Origin of the sequence: Bhargavaea cecembensis (genome assembly GCF_001619585.1) — a bacterium.
Classification (GTDB): domain Bacteria; phylum Bacillota; class Bacilli; order Bacillales_A; family Planococcaceae; genus Bhargavaea; species Bhargavaea cecembensis_A.
The window spans coordinates 86,611-107,715 of the sequence record NZ_LQNT01000013.1; the positions used below are offsets into that span (position 1 = coordinate 86,611).

Below are 21,105 nucleotides of genomic sequence, written 5' to 3' on the forward strand. Positions count from 1 at the left end.
ATTGGTATATATACATATAGGAGGAACACCGATGCTGACTGCTCTATTCCACGGAATTATCCTCGCCTTCGGGCTGATCCTGCCGCTTGGCGTACAAAATGTGTTTATTTTTAACCAGGGGGCGACGCACCGCAAATTCTCACGGGCTTTGCCCGCTGTGGTGACCGCAGGTATCTGTGATATGCTTCTGATTCTGCTTGCGGTGATGGGCGTGTCGCTGATCGTCTTCAGCTTCGCCTGGCTGAAGAACCTGATTTTCCTCGTCGGCTTCGTCTTCATGGTGTATATGGGCTGGTCGATTTTCAAAAGTGCTCCCGGGTCCGGAAAGGGCCGGCGGGAGGCACTTTCCCCGAAGCAGCAGATCCTTTTTGCAGCCTCAGTCTCACTGCTTAATCCGCATGCCATTCTGGATCTGATCGGTGTCATCGGGCCAAGCTCGCTGGCATATGAAGGTGAACAGCTTGTTGTGTTCACCGTGGCCTGCATCAGCGTGTCTTTCCTTTGGTTTTTTGGCTTGGCAATAGCCGGCCGGTTGATTGGAGGCTTTGATACCGACGGAAAGATCATCAGAAGGCTCAACCAGATCTCTGCGTTTATCATCTGGGGGATTGCCGCCTATTTGGGGATCCAGCTTGTCGAGAGCCTGTAGTTTCCTCCTCTCCCCCGATTTGATTTGTACATAATGAATCATACTTAAAGAGGCAGCGCGTTTCGCGCTGCCTCATTCACTATTTTCGAAACGCAATGGCTACCGCAATAGAAGAAAGTCCTGCAACGATTGCAAGAGGGAGAGCCCTCGCGCTAATGGCTTCGGCGATATAAGAGGATTGCAGGATTACAATCAGGCTGGCGGTTGTTCCGATCAGGAGGGCCACTAATCCCCATTTTACAATTTGTTCAGGCATGGACGGACTTCCTTTCAATTGGGCTTAGTTTCGGGGCTTTGTTGGCCGGAAGGATGCCGAAAAAACGCTTCTTCTATTTTATGTTTTTTTCCATCAATAGAACCCCAAAAATCAGCTATAATTGATTGAATTTAATGTAACCGAAAGATTTGCAGATTGAACCCGTTTCGGGTGCGTTCTATAAATAGAGATCCATGATGATGCTCGTGGGAAGGAAGGGGCTACTTAAATGACTTGGGACGTGCTGAATATCATCGGGACACTGGCGTTTGCAGTCAGTGGTGCCCTTGTGGCGATGGAAGAAAAATATGATATTTTTGGAATCATGATCTTGGGGTTCACCACGGCTTTCGGGGGAGGGACGATCCGTAACCTCCTTCTCGGAATCCCGGTGGAGGACATTTGGGCACAGGGTAATCTGTTTATACTAGCCTTCATCGCCATCCTGGTGGTGTTTATGTTTCCGACTCACTGGTGGGTTCAATACTGGAAGCGATGGGGCATCTTTTTTGATGCAATCGGCCTGGCCTCCTTTGCCATCCAGGGCGCCCTGATGGCCGTGCACTCGGGAGCTTCGCTCGCCGGTGCCATCGTAGCCGCTACCCTCACCGGAGCGGGCGGCGGGATGATCCGTGATGTGTTCGCAGGAAGAAAACCGATGATCTTCCACGATGAAATCTATGCGCTCTGGGCATCACTCGGAGGCCTGCTGATCGGTCTCGGCCTGATTAATAGCGCATGGATGACCGGTGCACTGCTCGCAGTGATCGTGCTGCTCCGGATGCTGTCCGTGCATTACAAATGGAGCCTGCCACGTGGCTCCCTGTCATAAGTTCCCGAGTAACATCTATATTGGGTGATGTGAATCAGGAAGAGGATATGCCATTTGGATTATGTACTTCTCTTCAAGATGCTGAATTACGGGGTTTCCTTAATCCGTTTCTCCCATTTATGACTAAAGATGAAGGATTTTCCTTTTGCGAATAGAATAGAATATAGTAAAGACTTGAAGAATTCACTTGTATCTTGTCATCTTTTTGTGCTTTTTCAGATGGGTGGTTAGGATGAAAGAACGGGAAGAGTTTGCGGAATACCTGATCAGGGATTGGCGTACATACTGCACGGAAGAGAACTTTCTCGGAATTGGATCGTCCAGAAAGGTATACAAAGCCGGGGAATGGGTCATCAAGGTACATCTTCACCCGATCGGACATCTGCAATCCCTAAACGAGATGGTTATCTGCAACGCGATGAAAGCAAAGGGACTAGGATCTATGTTTGCTGAGGTCCACTACGTTGATGAACGGATAGCCATTCAACGATACTGCGCACCGATCAAGCGCATGAACAACCAATCGTTTGAGATTGATATGAAAGAGCATGCATCCCTTCTCCCCGATCACTATGAGGAAGCTTTGCGTACGCTTGATCGGGAATTCGAGGGCTTCGACTTAAAAGACAGTGACAACTATGGACTCAATAAGCGGCGCAAGCTGGTTTTTATCGATTACGGAATGACCAGATCTCTTTATGAAAAAGAGTGGGTACCGCTTGCGGAATCGGGTGTGCTCCCGCAGATCGATTTTGATGTCTGTGATCGTTGCGGCGAGAAAAAAGAACTTCGGATGTACGGGAAAGCAGATCAGGATAAACGGTGTTATTCATGCGGCAAGGAATAGGACTGAGGAGGGCATTCAATGAAAGCTGACTTCGGGAAAGTGGCGAAGGGCTATGCGTTGTACAGGAATGACCTGACGGAAGATTTGTTTGAGAACCTGAAGATCAGAGGGTTGAGCTTTCAAGGCCGATCAGTGGCGGACCTCGGAGCCGGTACCGGCGTCCTGACCAGGATGCTTCTGAATCAGGGAGCGGCAGTGACAGGCGTCGAACCCTCTGCCGAACTGATCAGGCAAGCCAAGCTCATCGATGAGGAATGCGGTGCGGCAATCGAATATGTGAATCGGTACGCGGAAGATACCGGCCTGCCCGTACAGTCTTTCGATGCCGTGACCGCTCTGCGCGCATGGCACTGGTTTGACGGGCAGGCAGTTTTGAAAGAGGTGAAGAGGATCCTGAAGCCGGACGGGGATCTTCTCATCATGGACTCCGGATTTGTCAGCAGCGACCCGGTCGTGCAAGAGACGATGGGTCTTCTGAAGAAGGCGATACCGGGCAGGATCAAGCCTGCCGGCAGAAAGGCGGATTCCGGTCAATCCATCAACAGCTTTCCGGTGGAGTGGTTTGAGGAATGGCAGGCACATGGGTTTGACCTGAAAGAACTATACAGCGATGATTACACCGTCCCCTTCACCCCGGATACCTGGTGTGAGCGGATCAAAACACTTTCCTGGATGCTGCATTTGGAAGAGGGAGAACGAAACCAGATCATGGCCAGCCTGAAGCCCCATCTGATCCGGCAGTTTGGAGACCGCACTTACGAAATCTCCCATAAGCTCTTTATTGTCTTACTGAAAAATGTCTGAAGAGGAAACCGGGCTGAAAAACAGCTTGGGCTACGGCGTATTCCTCTTTGCCTCTCTCACTCTGTGGCAGTTTGCCTTTCACCGGGAAGTCGAGTGGCTGTGTGAGTATCTTGGCCGGCCTGTTCAATCTCTTGTGGGAATGGGCGAAGTGCCGTTCGAGTGGAAAAAGCGGAACGGACAATGACCGGCTTTCATGCAGCCGGTGGTATACTTGGTAGGACAACTGTTTGACCGGAGGAGCGAGTGAGCGTGTTGATTACAGATGAAGCCAGAAAGCTTCTGGACGAATTTCTGGCGGCGAACGGCCTGGGGGGACTGCGCCTGACGGTGGAAACAGGTGATTTTGGCCCTCAGTTTGCCATCACCTTTGACGAGCCGCAGGAGTTTGATGTCGTGCAGGAGATCAAGGGAATCCGTGTGGCGATCGATGCCCAGCTGAGCGATACGGATCTCCTGACGCTGGACGTCGAAGAGACGCCGGAAGGCCGTGGCATTGTGCTGCGGAGTTAAATACGCAAAAAGCAGGAGCACCCTCATGGTAACCCGTTCAGTTGAGTGGTTCAAAAGAAGTTTTATACCCGCAAACAGCTTCCAAACCAACACTGGTTTTGGAGGCTGTTTTTATTGCTACATCAAGCTTTCATGCCATTTTGACGTATAAATCAGCAATAAAATTAACAGGCTTACAACGGCTATTGTAATGTGAAGAAATGGTGCTAAAGTAACTGTTGAAAATTATGTTGAAATGATTGTTGATTTTGATGCTAATTACTTTGCTAAAACCGTTGCTGAAAGTGCTGCTAAAGTAAAATGATAGTAGATTTTTTATTTCCAATTAATGAAACTTTCAACTCACTCAGAACGTATCAATATTAGGGCTGTTATTGTTCAACTAAAGAAGCAAGTAAATGTAACAAGCGTTATTGAAATAGAGGTGGAGTGGGGATCGTTTAGATGCAAAATACATTGCGAGTTGGAATTGGTCTACAAGTATTATTCTTTATTTTATTTTTCGGAGCTATTTTCCCAAAAATGAACAATATACTTGGTGCAATTGTTTGTTTTATCATAAGTTTATTAAGTTTATTCATTGGAATTAAATCGTTAAAAAAGCAATACAAACCCGTTTTTTCGATAATTGTTATAGCTATTGCGATTCTTATTTTGGCATTTACACTTTTTGCTTATTTCACAACAGAAGGTGGACTCCCACCTTTGATTCTGCAATAAATATTGCAACTAACGGGTGCGTCAATTTAATAAAGATATACTGCCCAAAGGACCTAAATAGGTCCTTTTTTATCTATCCATTTCAGGTCTTATTGTTTTTTTGCTAATACAGATCAATTATTTCATCTAATGTTAATCATAGTGCTAATTAAGTTGTTACTAATACTATAAAAAGCACCCAAACGGGTGCTTAAAAATGAGGTTTAAACATCGCTGAATTTTGAGTTAAAACGACTGCTAAACAGTATGTCATTTTAAATGTTTGTACCACAGAACTGAACGGGTTACCCTCATGGCTGCTCCTGCTTTTTAATCATGCCGCTTATGCGAATACATGCTCAATTCTTCTTTCAGTGAATGGTTGAACTGGACCCATTGGTCGAGCTTATGGTGATTCAGCTCTTTTGCCAGATTCGGCTTGATGCCGATCAGTTTGATGATATCTCCGGTCATGAAGTTCAGTGTCTTCACCAGCTGGATAAATTTTTCGATGCCGTCCGCATGAACCTCGCCGACAGCTGTCAGATCAAAGAGGACCACTTCATAGTTCCCCCTGAAGACAGATTGAAGGCAGCTTTCGGAGATGGTGTTGATCTTATCGGCTGTAATGTCGCCGAACAAAGGAATCATGCACAATGAGTCTGACAGGGGGATAAACGGACCGGATAATTCATCCAGGCGTTTAAGCGCACTTTCCAGCTCTTCTTTTTTCTCCAACAGTTCAAAGTCGGAAGAGGCCAGGCGGTGCTGGATGTTCATCAGTTTTTCAATCAGCTCTTCATTGGAACTGTCTTTTCGCAGGAAAATCATGCTTGCATAATTTTCTGTGTCCCACTGGAGATGCACATCAAACAATGCAAAAGGCTCTTCCTTCGTGATCATATTCAGCTCCATCTTGATCGGCGCCAGCCCCGTTTCCGAGCTGATCCGGACTAACTTATTGATCGATTCTTCATCAATCAGCGATCTGATGTGCCCGTTGCTCAGGTCAAACTGCTCTTCGGCAAGGGCCGAATAGCTGACAATTCTCCCGTCCCTGTTAACTCTTATATAAGGGAGGGGAAGTGGGAGTCGTAATCGTTCCACTCTGCGGGCCTCCCGTCCTATAGTCTAGAAGCCATTCTTCAGTTTCCGGCAAGTCTTTCAGAATGATTGTGTTCCCGGAACCATATCGGCTGAGGTCGTACATGCCTGCCAGACGGCCGCCAACCAGGATATTCGGCTTGTCCGGCAAATTGCCCAAAGCTTCCGCATACTGTTGGAGCTTTGGAAGGTGGTACACGATGCTGACCGACAGCCCGATGACGTCGGGTTTCCAGATTTCCGCGGTCTGAAGGGCATATTCCAAGGGCAGGTCCGGTCCAAAGTACCGTGTTTCCCAGCCATGCTCCCGGAACAGGCTGTCGACCATTTTAAGCCCCAGATAATGCTGTTCACCGTCGAGACACAAAAACATCGCCTTGTCGGCGGATGGTGCTTTCCTGATGCCAAAAGACAATTTTGAAAGAATAAAATCACAGGTGGCAGTAGCCAGGTGTTCGTCGGCAACCGTGATTTTATTGGTCTCCCACAAGTGGCCGATATGCCTCATGGCCGGTGTAATGAGGTGATGATAGACATCCGGCCTGGCGGTTTTGGGATAGCTTTCGATACAGGTCCATGCCTTGTCCGGATCGCCTTCAAGCAGAAAGGAAGCAAGCGTTTCAATATGAGTCATTTTCCACCTCTTCGGTCCCGTCATCTTCCTTGAGTGTTTCGATGGCTTTGGACAGGGCCTGACGGTAACTTTCGGCCTGCTCGCTCTTATCTTCTGTGAGGAGGGACCTGATGATCTCAAAGTTATCGATCAGGTGCTTCGTGTTCATGCCATGCCTGGTCAATATTCCGTTGAGCCAGACCGCATAATCGGTAAAAATCTTTGTCTCGTTCAGCTCATAGGCAGTCTGAAGATGTTTCATATGGTGGTGGTTATCTTCCCGGCACTTCGCTTTTCCCTGATCGCCGAAACGTTCAAGGAGGGCCGGTTCAAGTTCATAGATCTTTTCGGTTACCTGATTGACGATCTCATCGACGTTCAATTGGCCACCACCTTGAATTTCGACACTTTCGGAATGATGGATGCCAGTTCCTGATCCGGATACTTCTTCTCCAGCTCATGAATTCTGCGGAAGTCCTCGCTCCGTGCCCAGTTGAGGTAATGCTCTTTTGTATCAAATATCAGCTGCACCGTCAGTTCGCCGGGACGCCGGTCATTCTGCAGAAGCAGGAAATCGACAAATCCCTCGGCCTCATCGACGAGACGGGAGCGATTTTGATAAATGCGGATGACTTCCTCCGACTTTTCCGGGGGAACATCAAAGGTTGAAAAGACGGTATACATCAGGTTTCCCCCTTTTTCTAGCAAATCGTGTATCGCAAGCTTAACATACTGAGGGGCTGTTCCGAAGTATGGAAGGTTCACTGGCGCTGAATACACACAAAAAAAGCAGGGCACAAAACAGGATGTGCCTGCTCAAAATTGATTCATCACCAGTCGAACAGCCGGCCGAACGAACGGCCGATCCATGTCAGCATGCCCCACAGGATCCTGAACGGCCAGATCAGCAATTCAGGGAACCAGAAAAAAATGTCCGCAATGTCGCTTCTGTCTTTTTTCCTCTTCCGTTTTTGCCCGCCCTGTTCCTGTCCGTTCATCAGCGGATCTCCTCCTGTATAATTCTTCTTATCATTACGGTCAACCGCAGAAAAAGGTTTCAAATATTCAGAGCCGCAGGGTCAGTTAAGGCTCCTATTCCTGTTGCACGATTCACGTATTTGTAAGGAATCCTGCATCATTTCTTCATGCGCGCCAGTTAATATGGTTACAGGAAGATTGAAAGGCAGGAGAAGAGGATGTACGGGCTGTTTTCCGAGATCAGTGCAGTCATTGGGGGGCCATTCAACACGCTCTCTTACCTATACTCCGACAATCCGTTTTTGTTTGCGCTATTTTTGGGGCTGATCGGTGCCGTTGCTCCGTGTCAGCTGACCGGGAACATCAGTGCCCTGACCTTTTACGGCAGCAGGACACTCCAGAACCGGACAGACTGGCTGGATGTCGGTTCGTTCATCGCCGGGAAAGTGGCTGCCTTTACCGGTCTCGGTCTGTTTGCATGGTTGTTAGGCCAGACATTCCAAGACCAGGTCATCGATTATTTTCCGGCAATCCGCAAGGTGGTCGGCCCGCTCATCGTTCTGGGCGGTTTGGTCATGCTCGGAGCCTTAAAGCTCAAATGGGTCAACCGGCTGACGGTTAGAATCCCCCAGCCGCTGAGAAAAGGAAAGGCCGGGTCATTTTTGATGGGAGTCACGTTTTCCATCGCATTCTGCCCGACGATGTTTGTTCTGTTCTTCCTGTCCCTCATCCCGACGGTCCTGGACACTTCCTACGGCCTCGTTTTGCCGGCGGTTTTCGGGGTGGCCACATCCCTTCCGCTCCTGATCATATTGGGCATCATGGAATATCTTCATCTGGACCGGCGCTCTCTCAAGACCGGCAGAAAGGTCGGCGCCATCATCCAGAGGTCGGCCGGCATTTTTCTTATAGTGATCGGGTTGCTGGATACGGTGACTTACTGGACGTATTAAATGATAAAAAGACTGCAGGCAAGACGGGTTTCCATCGCCTGCAGTCTTTTTCATTGATCTTTTCAATTACTCCTCGGACAGCTCTTCTTCCGTCACCCATTTATGATTTTTGACTTCTTCACTGCTGTCACTCGGTACGAAGTCGACCATGTAGACGGTCGTCTGTTCGGCTGAATCGACCGTCGCCGTTGCTCCGTTCATACCCGGCATATGGTCTGCGGCAAGCGTCACTTCAGTTCCCGGTTCAAGCGGTGCTTCTCCGGGGTTCTCAAGCTCTTCATGGACCACCCATTTATGGTCTTCCACGGGCTCGCCACCATCAGTCGGGGTATAGGTGATCGAATAGGCCGTCGTTTCGAATGCTCCGCTGATGGTTGCTTCAACTCCATTCATGCCAGGCATATGATCGGCATGCATCACGGCTGTGCTGCCAACCGGGAATGTAGGGTTTTCGGCTTCCTTCAGGCCTTCCGGCACTTCGCCGGAACTGCTGTGCATGGCGTGCGAGTCGTGACCGCTGCTATTTTCGCTGCTACTTTCCTGATCCGACTGTTCGGCAGTTTCGCTGCTTTCCTCAGTCTGCTGGGCGGCATCTTCCTGGGGTTCCGTGTCGTCAGACTGGCAGCCGGCAAGCAGGAGAACAAGGGTCCCAGCAGCTGCGGTAGTTTTCCATTTCAATAAGTTCATGTGATCTTCCTCCTTGAATGAAAATCGTTCCAGCTATAGGTTACCCGCTTAAGGTGCAGGTTCTGTGCAGAAAACGTGAACAAATGGACAAATCATGTTGGGTTTCTGCACCGAATCTCCTTCTTCCTCAGATAGAATGGAGAAAGAAACCTGCCGAGGGGAGACTCGAGTCATGTTCAGTAAGCTTTCCATCCGATTGGGACTGCTCCTGTTCAGCATCCTGCTTGTGATCGAAATTCTGTTGTATGCAGTGCTGTATGTCTCCCTTGCGGACGAGCGGGCCGATGAAGTGATCGGTCAGCTGTTGGCCCGGGGGAATACTCACCGGGACGTGCTTGAAGACCATTTTGATGATGTCACACTTAACCATGTGGTCATGATGGAATCCGCCTCTGACTTTACGGTCGTGGTTACAGACGGAAGAGGCGGAGTCCTTGATCGTTCGGGAGGCGTAGACCCGGCTTTGCTGAAGGACATCCTCCATTCTGATGAAGAAACGGTTCCCAATGCCGGAAGAGTGCTTGAATCGGGATGGCGGGATCACGAATTCATCGTCACGGACAGTCCCCTTACCCTTGAGGGCCGGCACAGCGGTCATGTGTATATGCTGGCACCGTCCTCGATGATCCGGGAGACCGTCGGGGATATGAGACGCCGTTTCCTGTCAATTGGCGCCTTTTCGGTGATTTTGACGATTCTGGTCATTCCGTTCCTGACCCGCTTTATTACACGGCCGCTGATCCGCATGAAGCGGGTGACAGAACAGTTGGCATCCGGAAACCATCCCTCCGGTCTCGATACATCAAGATCGGATGAATTGGGGGATCTCGCACGCTCGATCGGCAAGCTGTCGAACGACCTGGAGCGGATGAGGGAGGAGCGGAATGAGTTTCTGGCCAGTGTCGCCCATGAGCTCAGGACACCGATCACTTATATCAAGGGTTATGCAGATCTGGCATCAAAGACCGGAACCGATTGCCAGTCACGAAAAGAATATAACGTCATTATCAGGGATCAGGCCGGGCATCTGAACCGGCTGGTCGGCCAGTTACTGGACCTGGCCCGGTCGGACAGGCAGGGGTTTGCAGTCAGCTTATCTTCTGTCAGTCTGTCTTCACTTGCTGAATCGGTTTTGTCGCTTGTCGGTCCGGCGTTTCATGACAAAGGCGTCCAACTGTCATGCCGGATTCCGGATGACCTGATTACCGAATTGGATGCCGGCCGATTTCAGCAAGTGCTTCTGAACCTCTTGGATAACGCGCTGAAACATACGCCTTCCGGGAAAGAGGTCACCCTTGAAGCAGTCCGGGCAAAAAAAGGACTGCGGATCACAGTCATGGACGAAGGAGAAGGAATTCCGGAAGGCGACCAATCGGCTGTGTTTGAGCGGTTCTACCGGGTGGATAAGTCGAGGTCCAGGAAAAGCGGGGGAACCGGCCTCGGTCTTGCGATTGTGAAGGAGATTGTCGAGGCTCATGGCGGCACCATTTCGGCGGAAAGCCGGACCGGCGGGGGGACCGTTATGAAGATTACATTGGAAAGGAGAAGAGAAGATGGTGCAAATCCTGCTCGTGGATGACGAACCGATGATGCTGGACCTACTCGAACTATATTTAGAGCCGCATGGATTCCGGTGCCTGAAGGCGACGTCGGGAGAAGAGGCGCTGAATCTTCTGGATCTGCATCAGCCGAATCTGATCGTACTGGATATCATGATGCCAGGCATGGACGGATGGACGGTCTGCCGGGAAATCCGTCATCGTTCGGCAGTCCCCATTCTGATGCTGACGGCCCGGGGTGAGACAGAGGACGTGGTGAAAGGGCTGGCAATAGGTGCGGATGACTATCTGACAAAACCCTTTGAAGAAGAGGAGCTGGTCGCCCGTCTGCGTGCGCTGCTCAGACGTTCGGGGACGGCCGGAATTCTTGAAACGGCCGGCCTGATCTATGCACGTGATTCTTTTACGCTTACATATGGGAATGAACCGATCCGTCTGACACCGAAGGAGTTTGCGTTATTGGGAAAGCTGATGGGTGAGCCGGACCGGGTGTTCAGCCGGGAAAGTCTGCTGGGGCATGTTTGGGGATGGAATACGGAGACAGAGAACCGGACGGTTGATTCACATGTAAGGAATCTCCGTGAGAAGATCCGCAGCTCGGGCTTCCCGATAGATGATCATCTCCTTACTGTAAGAGGCGTGGGGTACAAGTGGGATCCGAGAGGGAACGGATGCATGTAGGAAGCCAGTAGACAAGAGAGAGAACCGGCCGCTGGAACTTCTCCTGCTAAGAAAAGGCATGGATCATCGGGAATGTGCATAAAAAGTAAAAATGACTGTGAAGGATGGGCGATTGTCTTCTATTTGGCTAACAGGATTGGTTGCCACCTCTTTGGGGATAGGGATTGGCGGATTACTCTCTTTCCTGATCCATGGCAATAAGAGGAGTATCGGGACCATTTATTCGGTATGTACGGGAATTATACTGGGTTTGGCCAGCTTTGAAATCATTCCGGAAGCTCTTGAAAAAGGAAGCTGGATTACCATGAGCGCCGGCTTTTTAGGAGGAATGGTTTTATTCCTGCTATCTCATTTGGTTTTGGGTTTCTCCTTCCAATCTCATAAAGTGCAGCATATCAAATCGGGCTTCTTATTGACCATCGCCATTTCGATTCATAATTTCCCGATGGGGATGACGATCGGCTCCATCGAACAAACTGATCTCACCTCCGCCTTGCTGGCTGCTGTTGTCATGCACAACATCCCCGAGGGGATGATTCTATTTGCACCATTAATTCTGACCGGTTTCAGGATGACTGTCCTGATTGGTTTTTCCGCTCTAGTTGCTGTCCCGTTTGGAATGGGTGCTTACATCGGTGAACGGATCGGGATCGAGAGTGACTATCTTTGGTCATTTTTGGTTGCTTTGTCGGTAGGGATGATCTATATGGTCGCCATCAGAGAAATTCTGCCCGAAGCAATCAGGCACTCTTCCCATGCATACAGTCTCTTTGTTGCCGTGATTTCTTTCCTCTTGATCGGGGCTTATCTTCTCTGTATATGAAGGGAGCGGCCTGTTAGCGCTGAACTGCGCTGCTGTTGGCAAAGACATGTCTTCGGGCATGTCTTTTTTGTTATTTAGACGTTTGTTTGATTATTCAGTTGACGATCAACAAAAGGGTGCATACAATAATGATATTCAAACAACTATTAGAATGAGTAGGTGGGGCAATGTCCGACGGAAAAGTAGTCAATCTCTCCAAGGATTCTTGCGAAACGTTTTGCTACGATGAAGAAAAAGTCAGCCGCATTCAGGCGAAAATAGACCAGGTCAGCGGTGTCGAGATGATTTTCAAGGCGTTGTCGGATGCTACCCGGCTGAAGATTGCCTATGCCCTGACACTGGAGAAAGAGTTGTGTGTATGCGACGTCGCCAACATCATCGGGGCGACGACCGCGACGGCTTCGCATCACTTGAGGTTGCTCCGGAACATGGGGCTCGCCAGATACCGGAAGGAAGGCAAACTGGTGTTTTATTCGCTGGAGGACGATCACGTCCGGCAGCTTGTGTCGATTGCGATGATTCACGAAAAAGAAGGGATCCGTCATGGAAGATAACCAGAACGTCTATCGGCTTCAGGGGCTGTCCTGCACGAACTGTGCCGCCAAGTTCGAGAAAAATATCCGCGCCATCGAAACGGTGGAAGACGTCCAGCTGAACTTCGGGGCGATGAAGATTACGGTCAGGGGCGACGCCTCCATCGAACAGCTGGAGAAGGCGGGCGCGTTTGACGGGATCAAGGTGTATCCGGAACGGGAGCGGCTGGAGAAACCGGAGCCTTTCTGGAAAAAGCGCGAGAACATCACCGCAATGATCTCTCTGGTGTTTATCATCGCGGGGTATGTCTCCTACTTCCAGGCGGGAGAAAAGAGTCCGGTTACCATCGGGCTGTTCGCACTCGCGATCCTCATCGGCGGCTTTGACCTGTTCAAGGTGGGGCTTCAGAACCTGGCGAAGCTCGAGTTCGACATGAAGACGCTGATGACCGTGGCGGTCATCGGAGCGGCGATCATCGGCGAGTGGGCCGAGGGAGCGGTCGTGGTATTCCTCTTTGCGGTCAGTGAAGCGCTTGAAGCGTACTCCATCGATAAGGCCCGCCAGTCGATCAAGGCGCTGATGGACATTGCGCCGAACCGCGCCACGGTCAGACGCGGAACGGAAGTCATGGAAATCGATGTGGAAGACGTCCGGATCGGCGATGTCATGCTCATCAAACCCGGCCAGAAGCTTGCCATGGACGGCGAAGTTATTCAAGGGCAGTCTTCCATCAACCAGGCCGCCATCACCGGGGAATCAATCCCGATCCATAAAGCCATCGGAGACGAAGTGTTCGCCGGCACCCTGAACGAAGAAGGGGCGCTGGAAGTCCGGGTCACCAAGCGGGCGGAGGACACGACAATCGCCAAGATCATCCATCTGGTGGAAGAGGCACAGGCGGAACGCGCCCCTTCCCAGCAGTTTGTCGACAAGTTCGCGAAGTACTACACGCCTGCGATCATGGTGGTCGCATTGCTCGTGGCCGTCATTCCGCCGCTGCTGTTCGGCGGCGCATGGTCCGAGTGGGTGTACAGCGGACTGGCGGTCCTCGTCGTAGGCTGCCCTTGTGCACTCGTGATTTCCACGCCTGTCGCCATCGTGACCGCGATCGGGAACGCAGCACGCAAAGGCGTCCTGATCAAAGGCGGCATCCATCTCGAAGAGACCGGAAAGCTGAAAGTGGTCGCTTTCGACAAGACCGGCACGCTCACAGAAGGCAAACCGGCCGTGACGGATGTCATCAGTTTGTCGGACATGGACAACGATGAGATTCTGGCCACATCCAGGGCGATTGAATCCTACTCCCAGCACCCACTCGCTTCGGCGATTGTCCGCAAAGCGGAGGAAACCGGTGTGAATGGTTTCCCTGCGACGGATTTCCAGTCCATTACGGGCAAAGGGGCAAAAGCTTCGATCGGAAATGAAACCTATTTCATCGGAAGTCCGATCCTGTTTGAGGAGATTCTTCCGATACCGGGGCCTGTCACCCGGCAGGTCAACGAGCTTCAGAGGCAGGGCAAAACCGTCATGCTTCTCGGAACCGGACAGGAGATCAAAGGTCTGGTCGCGGTGGCGGACCAGGTAAGGAAAAGCAGCGCGCCGATCATCCAAAAGCTTCATAAGTTGGGGATTGAGAAGACGGTCATGCTGACAGGGGACAATGAGGCTACCGGCCAGGCGATCGGCCGTCAGCTGGGATTGAGTGAAACGAGGGCGGAGCTGCTGCCTGAAGATAAGCTGGATTCTATCAGAACCCTGCGCAGTCAAAGCGGTAATGTCGCCATGGTCGGTGACGGCGTCAATGACGCTCCGGCACTGGCTGCCGCCACGGTCGGGATTGCCATGGGAGGAGCGGGAACGGACGCCGCGCTGGAAACGGCGGATGTCGCCCTCATGGCCGACGATCTTGAAAAACTGCCGTACACGATCGCCTTGAGCCGAAAAACACTGGCGATCATCAAGCAGAACATCTCGTTTGCCATTCTGGTCAAGATCGCGGCATTGCTTCTAGTGGTCCCGGGATGGCTCACGCTCTGGCTCGCCATCTTCGCCGACATGGGCGCAACCCTGATTGTCGTCGCCAACTCACTGCGGCTTTTGAAAACAAAAGAGTAAAAAATAGAGCAGGCCCGGAAAACACGGATGTTTTCCAGGCCTGCTTTACGTATTATTGAGCACCCAGCGCTTCCTCGGTGCAAGCGGAATGTGGAGGATAGCCCAGTTCTTCAGCTTCTCCCAAGGTCGACTCCTCAATGAAATTGGTCGGGTCTGATTCCTCGAAACAGGAAGGCGCAATATACGTTTTATGAGTGTGATCCAGGATCACCCTTGCATTTGATGGATCGTCTTTTAGCAGGTTGAAAGCAACAACAGCAACAATGATCAGCAAGATGAGCGAGACAACCAGCACTTTCACGTTTTGCTGCATGCTCCTCCTCCTTCCATGGGTGTGCGTTCTAAAAGCTCAGCATACCATTGCCTCCGTGATTAAGGCTGTTTGTAATCATCATGTTCGAAAACTGTAAAAAACAGCCCATTTTATGGGGTCCTCGGCTGCAGAGTTGATTGGAAAGTGAACAGGCTGGGAAGGACGAAGGTTAAATATGGTAAACTGATTTAAAAAGAGGGCGAGAGGAGAAAAAATGTTTCCTACATTAGATACAGAAAGACTGCGGTTGAGAGAAATCACCCAGGCTGATGCAGGCGGTCTATTCGCCTGTTTTTCGGATGATCGGGTCACCCGATTTTATGGGCAGGAAACCGTGCACACCATCGAACAGGCAGAAGCTTTTGTTGATTTCTTTGCAAACAGCTACAAGGACAAACGGGGGATCCGCTGGGGAATTGAAGTAAAAGAGCACCCGGGCATCATAGGAACCATTGGATTTAATGCCTGGTCTCCCAAACACAAACGGGCAGAAATCGGATACGAAATTCTCCCTGAACACTGGAGGAAGGGTTACACCTTTGAAGCGGTAACCAAAGTCATCCAATATGGGTTTGACGAATTGGGCCTGACCCGCATCGGGGCTGTTGTGTTTCTGGATAATGAAGCATCAAATCAATTACTGAGCAAAGCCGGATTTCAAAGAGAGGGCATTTTGAGAGAATATATGTACCAAAATGGAAAGGCATATGACACATACGTCTATTCCATTCTGAAAAATACTTGAATGCTGGCCCTGCAGAAGCAGCCGCAGAACCTTAAGTTTCAGGTTCCGCGGCTGTTTATGTCGGCTTTCTTTTTTTCGCCTAACAATTTTTCCTTGTTCGGCTTCGAGTCATCCAATAAAAACGGGGCCCAATCGAGTTCAAGGCGATCGGTCATTTCTTGCCAGTACTGCAGCCGCTGTTCATAGAAAAGAATCTTTTCTCTTACCGGTTCTTCAAAGCGGCCGCTTCCATGTTTCCTTACGATAGCCGTCAGCTCATAGGTCGGCAATCCCATAGCATGGGTTTCCACATGTACTGTCGCCCCCGCGTGGCCGATGGCATGGCATAAAGCACCGTATTCGGGGTCATCAATTTCTTTTGCTACGGCATGAGCCGCTAAGATCGCCTGTCTGGCTTCAGGCATTTTGATTTTGCCTCTTGCCCATTCCTCGCAGCGGATCAGGCATGTTCCCGGTCTTGTCTCATCGGGATACTTATCTTCGAATTGGGTCAGAGTAACTTCTGCACAATCCAATGCCCACATCACGAGCGTCCGATGATGCTGGATTTGAATAAGCGCGATTAAATCCTGCAGGCAAAGGCTGTCACGGGAAAAGAACAGCTGATTCTTTTTCTTGATTTTGAGTTCCACATCAGAAAACATTTTGGTCCCCCTCCGTACTGATCAGATAGGTCCTTCAGGCTCCTCCGTTGCTTTCTTTCCGTTCGAATTCAAGAGGATGACACCGCCGATAATCAGGAGCACCCCGGCGATTTTAAGCGGGCCGAACAGTTCGCCCCAGACAAGTGCTCCAATCAGGGCGGTCAGCGCGGTCCCGATTCCCGACCAGATGGCGTAGGCGAGGCTGAGCGGCACGGTCCTCAGACAGAGCGACAGACAGTAGAACGACAGCCCGTAACCGGCTGCGACACCGAGGGACGGAAGAAGGACGGTAAAGCCTTCCGACAGCTTCAGCATCGCGGTGCCGAACACTTCGGTGATGATGGAAATGGTGAGATACAGAAAACCTTTCATCCGGCACCTCCAACATTCAGCAGGATGACGCCTGTAATGATCATGGCGAGCCCGGCTAGCTTCCTGCTGTCGAACCCTTCTTTATAGACGATGACGCCGACCATGGCGGTGAGGGCAGTCCCAAGACCCGACCAGACGGCATAGGTCAGGCCGAGGGGAAGAGTGAGCAGTGTCAGTGAAAGGGCGTAGAAGGCGAAGCCGTAGCCGGCGACGACTCCCAGGCTCGGCAGGGGCCTTCTGAACCCGTCGGTCGCCTTCAGGAGCGAGCTGCCGACCACCTCGCTGATGATGGCAAAGAGTAATAATAGGTAGGCATTCAACAGATGACCCTCTCTTTCTTTCCATTTAAAACTCTACCAACGGGGTGTAAGTTTGGGAAGAAAAGAGATTGAACATCTGCTGGTCCAGAGTTCAGCCACCTGTTCCTCAAGGCAAAAGCCGGGAGCGCTTTAGCTCCCGGCATTTTCATTTATTATTTTTTTGGGGGCCATCATAGAGGAGGCAGTCCGACCAGCGCTTTGCCGATTTGGTCGAGTGCGATATTGTTTGACGGCGCCATCGGAATGCCGCCGCGTGCATCGCGATAAAGCTTTTCGAAAATGCCGGTATGATAGCCGTAGCCGCCTGCTACGTCCATGGCGATTCTGGCTGCAAAATCGGCAAGCTCGGTAACCTGGACCTTACACTCGTTCACTTCAGCGGTGACTGTATTTAATGGCTCACCCGTTTCTTTTAAATCATCCAGGTGGCGGGCAATGTCGGTCAGCCATGCGCGGGAAGATTTGATTCGGATGGCGACCTTTGCCAGCTTGGTCCGGATCACCTGATGATCGGCAAGCGTATTCTGAAAGCCTTGGTTTTGGGTTTTCACTACATAATCGGTCGCTGCATCTAGCGCTGCCTGGGCGACGCCGAGCCAGACCGCATTCAGGCCGATAATAGCTGCAGAGTTTTGGTAGATATCTTCAGGCGTCGCGTTCAATAAGTCGCTCTTGTGCACACGTACATTTTCAAAAGTAAGCGGACCGCTGTGATTCCCCCTTACGCCCAATGCGCTCCATGGCGCAGCGATAATTCCCTCATTCCGGCCATCTACGATGAAATAGCTTTGAGCACTCAACTCAGTCGTGTTTGCCGTTCCGGTCTGGGTAACATAGAAATCCGCCTGGCCGCCGCTTGTGGTAAAGGACTTTGTGAGGTTTAAGATGTACTCATCGCCATCCTGAACAGCACGGCTCAGATTGTACCAGACGTGTCCGCCTGTGGACTTTTCACTGATGGCGAATGTCGTGATTGCTCCCTTTTCCCGTACCGGGAGCAGCCAACGCCGCTTCTGGTCTTCTGTACCATAAAGGTACACTTTCTCTGAGGCCGCGATGTGCATGGCATAGACGAGGCCGGTCGATGCATCAGCCTTCGCGATTTCTTCCGCAGCGATCACAAACTCCGTATAGCCCAAGCCCAGACCTTTCAGGCTCTCATCAAACAGGATTGAATTCCAGCCCGCCAAGCCCAATGCCGTGAGACTCTCTCTCGGGAACAGGCCTTCCCGGTCATCGACCTCAACATGGGGAGTCACGTTCAGCGCCACGAATTCTCTTATCTCATTCCGTACGGACTGCAGATACTGACGGTCATAGCGATTTGTATCGACTGCACTGATCACATGCACGCCCCCTTAGAAATAGACCTCATGAATTGGAAGTTCTACACCATTTACCAGATGATTGCCGATCCATCGCTCTTTGTAGACAGCCGGGTTATGGGAAGCGATCGTCCGGATATTGCGCCAGTGCCTGTCGTATTGCTTGCCTGCACGGACGACGGACGATCCGCCGACTTCAAATAAGAGGTTCGCCGATTGCAGGGCCAGTTCATCGACAATCACTTTTGCTTCTGCAGCCTCAAGGGCTGCCTCATGCGTAGCGCTTACCTGCACTTCGCCGTTTTGTACGCTATCCACCGTTCTTTGCAGCGCATGGGCTGCCTGCAGGACAATCGCTTTTGCGGCATAGGCATTGCTCGCGAGGCGGCCCAGCACTTGCTGAAGCTGAGGATCTTCTGCAGGCGTATTGGACGTTGCATAGGTAAAGGTCCGGTTGCGGGAGAGGATGATCTCCTTCGCATCGGATAAAATTTCTTGCGTAATGCCGGCAATCACCGCCTGCAAGAATAGCTGCAGATACGAATTGAACGGTGTTTTGGCTTCCATGAGACTGAACTCATCAGGGGAAACTTCTACATGACGAAAATGAGTGGTTCCGCTGCCGGTTGAACGTTGCCCAAACCCGTCCCAGTCATCAATGATTTCTACGCCCTTCCGGTCAGCGGGCACCACTGCCGCCACGGCTTCATTTTTCTCGTTGGCTGCAGTGACGACGATATAGTCCGAGTACATCGTGCCTGTGCTGTAGTATTTCGAGCCATTCAATACATAGCGCTCCCCGTCCGGGAGGAGGGTCGTGTTGAACTGCAGTTTCCCTACGTTCTTCGATGAGATTTCCGTATAGGCATTGCCCAGGATTGCGCCGTCTGCGACTTTTTCAAGCCATTTTTTATTCCCGGGGGCTTCAGTGTCCATTAAATAGGCTTCCACCTGCCAGAAGTGGGCGCGCAAAATATGTGCGACATCAGGATCCGCTTCAGCCAGCCGGATCAGGGCTTCAAAAAGCTCCGGTATGGTGGCACCGCCGCCTCCGAAGGCAACCGGCAGGCGCAATGCGCCGAACCTTGCCTCTTTCAGCAGGCGGATGGACTGGTGGGGATGTTCAGTTCCGGGCAATTCACGTCTCCGTTTTGCATCATTCCGGACAGCAGCAATCAGTTCGTCAAATTGGGAAGTGCCGTATTGGACGGCTTGTTCTTTAACTGTCAATTTGCAAAGCCTCCTATTGGTTATTTAACTGGTTCAGCGATTCTTTTATAGCTGTGTCCAATATGATCTCTCCGGAGATAAGGTGACTCGCCGAAAAGTTTTTCGCGCAGCGTGCCTTCGCCGTATTCTTTCTTGAAGATTCCGCGCTTCTGCAATTCCGGGATCACCAGCTCGACGATATCTTCAAAGGTGCCGGGAGTAATCGCGTATGCCAGGTTAAAGCCGTCAATGTCGGTTTCATCGATCCATTCTTCGAACAGGTCTGCGATTTTCTCCGGTGTCCCAATGAACACAGGCCCCAATCCGCCGATGCCGGCAAAGTTGGCGAGTTCACGCGGTGTCCATTTTTTGTTCGGACTGGCTTTCGTCAACCCTTCCAGCATGGACTTGACGGCGTTCGTCTCAATGTACTGCAGCTCTTCGTCAGGATCGAACTTGGAAAAGTCGACGCCCGACCAGCCGCTCAGCAGGGTCATCGCACCCTCGTAGCTCACATATTGGGCAAGGTCTTCATACTTGGCTTGGGCTTCTTCTTCCGTTTGCCCGACAATCACCGTTGCCAACGCGAGAACCTTGAGGCTTTCCGGGTCTCTGCCTTGCTTTGCGGATTCTGACCGCAAGTTTTTCACATAAGTCGCAGTCGCTTCTTTGGATGGTGTCGAGATGAACGTAAGCTCCGCATGCTTGGCGGCGAATTGAGTCCCGCGGGAGGAGGCACCGGCCTGGTAAAGAACCGGGGTGCGCTGCGGCGACGGCTCGCACAAGTGAATGCCGGGAACGTTGAAGTATTCTCCCTGGTGGCCGATTTCGTGGACCTTATCCGGATCCGTAAACACGCCGCGGCCGGCGTCCCTGACAACGGCACCGTCTTCCCAGCTGGATTCCCACAGCTTATAGCAGACTTCCAGGTATTCATCCGCGATGTCATAGCGTTTTGTATGCTCGAACTTGTCGCCGATCTCAATGTTTTTGGTCCCGCTTTCCAGATAGGAAGTGACGATATTCCAGGCGATCCGTCCTTTTGTCAGGTGGTCCAATGTGGAGATGCGTCGGGCGAACGTATACGGATGTTCGAATGTGCTCGATGCCGTCAGGCCGAAGCCGATATGCTCGGTGGCATAGGCCATGGCAGAAATCAGCATGGCGGGATCATTGACCGGAACCTGGGTCGCTTCACGGATGGTGGCTTCACGGCTGTTTTCGTAGACGTCATACAAGCCGATCACATCCGCGATAAACAAGCCGTCAAATTTGCCCTTCTCCAATAACCTGGCGAGGTTCACCCAATATTCGATCGTGTTGTATTTGCTGGATTGATCGTTGGGATGTTTCCATAGCCCGGGGGACTGGTGCCCGACACAGTTCATGTCAAATGCATTCAGATAGATTCGTTTTTTGCTCACCTAAAAAACCTCCATTATTCGTTTTCTCGCCAATCACTCTTATCTGTCTAGTCGGGATAATGAATAACGGGGCTCGGTGTTTTTCTTTGATGAGTTTAGGCCGCTCCAC

Annotated in this window: 27 protein-coding genes; 13 read left to right on the forward strand and 14 right to left on the reverse strand. The window is 51.1% G+C overall.

Features of this window, described 5'->3' with window-relative positions; all coding sequences use genetic code 11:
- Nucleotides 1-31: 31 nt before the first annotated feature.
- Complete coding sequence (locus AV656_RS15040; RefSeq protein ID WP_063183556.1) at nucleotides 32-649, forward strand: LysE/ArgO family amino acid transporter; 618 nt, start codon at nucleotides 32-34, stop codon at nucleotides 647-649.
- A gap of 79 nt (nucleotides 650-728) precedes the next feature.
- Here AV656_RS15040 and AV656_RS16450 read toward each other — a convergent pair whose 3' ends face one another.
- Nucleotides 729-905 (reverse strand): hypothetical protein, encoded by a 177-nt coding sequence (locus tag AV656_RS16450; RefSeq protein WP_156484889.1) that lies wholly within the window; start codon nucleotides 903-905, stop codon nucleotides 729-731.
- Nucleotides 906-1,134: 229 nt separating this feature from the next.
- Here AV656_RS16450 and AV656_RS15045 point away from each other — a divergent pair, with 229 nt between their 5' ends.
- The 5 genes from AV656_RS15045 (at nucleotide 1,135) to AV656_RS15065 (ending at nucleotide 4,618) form a co-directional block, all read left to right on the forward strand.
- On the forward strand, nucleotides 1,135-1,737 hold the full coding sequence (locus AV656_RS15045) for a trimeric intracellular cation channel family protein (protein ID WP_063183559.1): 603 nt from the start codon (nucleotides 1,135-1,137) through the stop codon (nucleotides 1,735-1,737).
- Between the two features lie 232 nt (nucleotides 1,738-1,969).
- The gene (locus AV656_RS15050) at nucleotides 1,970-2,584 is read left to right on the forward strand and encodes a hypothetical protein (RefSeq protein WP_063183562.1); all 615 of its coding nucleotides are present in this window, start codon (nucleotides 1,970-1,972) and stop codon (nucleotides 2,582-2,584) included.
- Between the two features lie 18 nt (nucleotides 2,585-2,602).
- Nucleotides 2,603-3,388 carry a class I SAM-dependent methyltransferase gene (locus AV656_RS15055; RefSeq protein ID WP_063183564.1) on the forward strand — a complete coding sequence of 262 codons (786 nt, stop codon included), beginning with the start codon at nucleotides 2,603-2,605 and terminating at the stop codon, nucleotides 3,386-3,388.
- Between the two features lie 243 nt (nucleotides 3,389-3,631).
- Nucleotides 3,632-3,898 (forward strand): adhesin, encoded by a 267-nt coding sequence (locus AV656_RS15060; RefSeq protein WP_331711555.1) that lies wholly within the window; start codon nucleotides 3,632-3,634, stop codon nucleotides 3,896-3,898.
- A 444-nt stretch (nucleotides 3,899-4,342) separates the two neighbouring features.
- Nucleotides 4,343-4,618, forward strand: a complete 276-nt coding sequence (locus tag AV656_RS15065; RefSeq protein ID WP_063183568.1) for a hypothetical protein — start codon at nucleotides 4,343-4,345, stop codon at nucleotides 4,616-4,618.
- Nucleotides 4,619-4,927: 309 nt separating this feature from the next.
- On the opposite strand, the gene AV656_RS15070 is transcribed toward AV656_RS15065, so the two are convergent.
- From AV656_RS15070 to AV656_RS16455, 5 genes are all read right to left on the reverse strand, one after another.
- A complete protein-coding gene (locus AV656_RS15070) occupies nucleotides 4,928-5,704 on the reverse strand; it encodes an STAS domain-containing protein (RefSeq protein ID WP_063183571.1) in 777 nt (258 codons plus the stop codon).
- Nucleotides 5,658-6,335 (reverse strand): cobalamin B12-binding domain-containing protein, encoded by a 678-nt coding sequence (locus tag AV656_RS15075; protein WP_063183573.1) that lies wholly within the window; start codon nucleotides 6,333-6,335, stop codon nucleotides 5,658-5,660. Before AV656_RS15075 ends, AV656_RS15070 begins: the two co-directional genes overlap by 47 nt.
- Nucleotides 6,322-6,696 carry a hypothetical protein gene (locus tag AV656_RS15080; protein WP_063183575.1) on the reverse strand — a complete coding sequence of 125 codons (375 nt, stop codon included), beginning with the start codon at nucleotides 6,694-6,696 and terminating at the stop codon, nucleotides 6,322-6,324. The genes AV656_RS15075 and AV656_RS15080 overlap by 14 nt, the downstream gene beginning before the upstream one ends.
- Entirely contained in the window at nucleotides 6,693-6,998 is a 306-nt protein-coding gene (locus AV656_RS15085) for an antibiotic biosynthesis monooxygenase family protein (RefSeq protein WP_063183578.1), read from the reverse strand. The genes AV656_RS15080 and AV656_RS15085 overlap by 4 nt, the downstream gene beginning before the upstream one ends.
- Before the next feature lie 146 nt (nucleotides 6,999-7,144).
- The gene (locus tag AV656_RS16455; RefSeq protein WP_156484890.1) at nucleotides 7,145-7,312 is read right to left on the reverse strand and encodes a hypothetical protein; all 168 of its coding nucleotides are present in this window, start codon (nucleotides 7,310-7,312) and stop codon (nucleotides 7,145-7,147) included.
- 198 nt (nucleotides 7,313-7,510) lie between these two features.
- On the opposite strand from AV656_RS16455, the gene AV656_RS15090 reads away from it, so the two are divergent.
- Nucleotides 7,511-8,245 carry a sulfite exporter TauE/SafE family protein gene (locus AV656_RS15090; RefSeq protein WP_063183580.1) on the forward strand — a complete coding sequence of 245 codons (735 nt, stop codon included), beginning with the start codon at nucleotides 7,511-7,513 and terminating at the stop codon, nucleotides 8,243-8,245.
- Between the two features lie 66 nt (nucleotides 8,246-8,311).
- On the opposite strand, the gene AV656_RS15095 is transcribed toward AV656_RS15090, so the two are convergent.
- Entirely contained in the window at nucleotides 8,312-8,932 is a 621-nt protein-coding gene (locus AV656_RS15095) for a YdhK family protein (protein WP_063183583.1), read from the reverse strand.
- Between the two features lie 646 nt (nucleotides 8,933-9,578).
- Between AV656_RS15095 and AV656_RS15100 the strand changes: the two genes are divergently transcribed.
- The 5 genes from AV656_RS15100 (at nucleotide 9,579) to AV656_RS15120 (ending at nucleotide 14,644) form a co-directional block, all read left to right on the forward strand.
- Nucleotides 9,579-10,511, forward strand: a complete 933-nt coding sequence (locus AV656_RS15100; RefSeq protein WP_419865564.1) for a sensor histidine kinase — start codon at nucleotides 9,579-9,581, stop codon at nucleotides 10,509-10,511.
- Nucleotides 10,486-11,172, forward strand: a complete 687-nt coding sequence (locus tag AV656_RS15105) for a response regulator transcription factor (protein ID WP_063183588.1) — start codon at nucleotides 10,486-10,488, stop codon at nucleotides 11,170-11,172. The genes AV656_RS15100 and AV656_RS15105 overlap by 26 nt, the downstream gene beginning before the upstream one ends.
- A 112-nt stretch (nucleotides 11,173-11,284) precedes the next feature.
- Nucleotides 11,285-11,995: a ZIP family metal transporter gene (locus tag AV656_RS15110; protein ID WP_082818789.1), complete on the forward strand. Its 711-nt coding sequence runs from the start codon at nucleotides 11,285-11,287 to the stop codon at nucleotides 11,993-11,995.
- A gap of 167 nt (nucleotides 11,996-12,162) precedes the next feature.
- Nucleotides 12,163-12,549 carry an ArsR/SmtB family transcription factor gene (locus AV656_RS15115; RefSeq protein ID WP_063183594.1) on the forward strand — a complete coding sequence of 129 codons (387 nt, stop codon included), beginning with the start codon at nucleotides 12,163-12,165 and terminating at the stop codon, nucleotides 12,547-12,549.
- Nucleotides 12,539-14,644, forward strand: a complete 2,106-nt coding sequence (locus tag AV656_RS15120) for a heavy metal translocating P-type ATPase (RefSeq protein WP_063183596.1) — start codon at nucleotides 12,539-12,541, stop codon at nucleotides 14,642-14,644. The genes AV656_RS15115 and AV656_RS15120 overlap by 11 nt, the downstream gene beginning before the upstream one ends.
- A 52-nt stretch (nucleotides 14,645-14,696) precedes the next feature.
- Here the strand turns inward: AV656_RS15120 and AV656_RS15125 are convergent, their stop codons facing one another.
- A complete protein-coding gene (locus tag AV656_RS15125) occupies nucleotides 14,697-14,957 on the reverse strand; it encodes a hypothetical protein (RefSeq protein WP_082818790.1) in 261 nt (86 codons plus the stop codon).
- Nucleotides 14,958-15,171: 214 nt separating this feature from the next.
- Here AV656_RS15125 and AV656_RS15130 point away from each other — a divergent pair, with 214 nt between their 5' ends.
- Entirely contained in the window at nucleotides 15,172-15,702 is a 531-nt protein-coding gene (locus tag AV656_RS15130; protein ID WP_063183598.1) for a GNAT family N-acetyltransferase, read from the forward strand.
- A gap of 38 nt (nucleotides 15,703-15,740) precedes the next feature.
- Here AV656_RS15130 and AV656_RS15135 read toward each other — a convergent pair whose 3' ends face one another.
- The 6 genes from AV656_RS15135 to AV656_RS15160 form a co-directional block, all read right to left on the reverse strand.
- Nucleotides 15,741-16,346, reverse strand: a complete 606-nt coding sequence (locus AV656_RS15135) for a putative immunity protein (RefSeq protein WP_063183600.1) — start codon at nucleotides 16,344-16,346, stop codon at nucleotides 15,741-15,743.
- 21 nt (nucleotides 16,347-16,367) lie between these two features.
- Nucleotides 16,368-16,718 (reverse strand): DMT family transporter, encoded by a 351-nt coding sequence (locus AV656_RS15140; protein ID WP_063183603.1) that lies wholly within the window; start codon nucleotides 16,716-16,718, stop codon nucleotides 16,368-16,370.
- The gene (locus AV656_RS15145) at nucleotides 16,715-17,038 is read right to left on the reverse strand and encodes a DMT family transporter (RefSeq protein ID WP_063183605.1); all 324 of its coding nucleotides are present in this window, start codon (nucleotides 17,036-17,038) and stop codon (nucleotides 16,715-16,717) included. The genes AV656_RS15140 and AV656_RS15145 overlap by 4 nt, the downstream gene beginning before the upstream one ends.
- 170 nt (nucleotides 17,039-17,208) lie before the next feature.
- On the reverse strand, nucleotides 17,209-18,384 hold the full coding sequence (locus AV656_RS15150; protein WP_156484891.1) for an acyl-CoA dehydrogenase family protein: 1,176 nt from the start codon (nucleotides 18,382-18,384) through the stop codon (nucleotides 17,209-17,211).
- 12 nt (nucleotides 18,385-18,396) lie between these two features.
- A complete protein-coding gene (locus AV656_RS15155) occupies nucleotides 18,397-19,593 on the reverse strand; it encodes an acyl-CoA dehydrogenase family protein (RefSeq protein ID WP_063183607.1) in 1,197 nt (398 codons plus the stop codon).
- A 20-nt stretch (nucleotides 19,594-19,613) separates the two neighbouring features.
- Nucleotides 19,614-20,996, reverse strand: a complete 1,383-nt coding sequence (locus AV656_RS15160) for an LLM class flavin-dependent oxidoreductase (protein WP_156484892.1) — start codon at nucleotides 20,994-20,996, stop codon at nucleotides 19,614-19,616.
- Nucleotides 20,997-21,105: the final 109 nt, after the last annotated feature.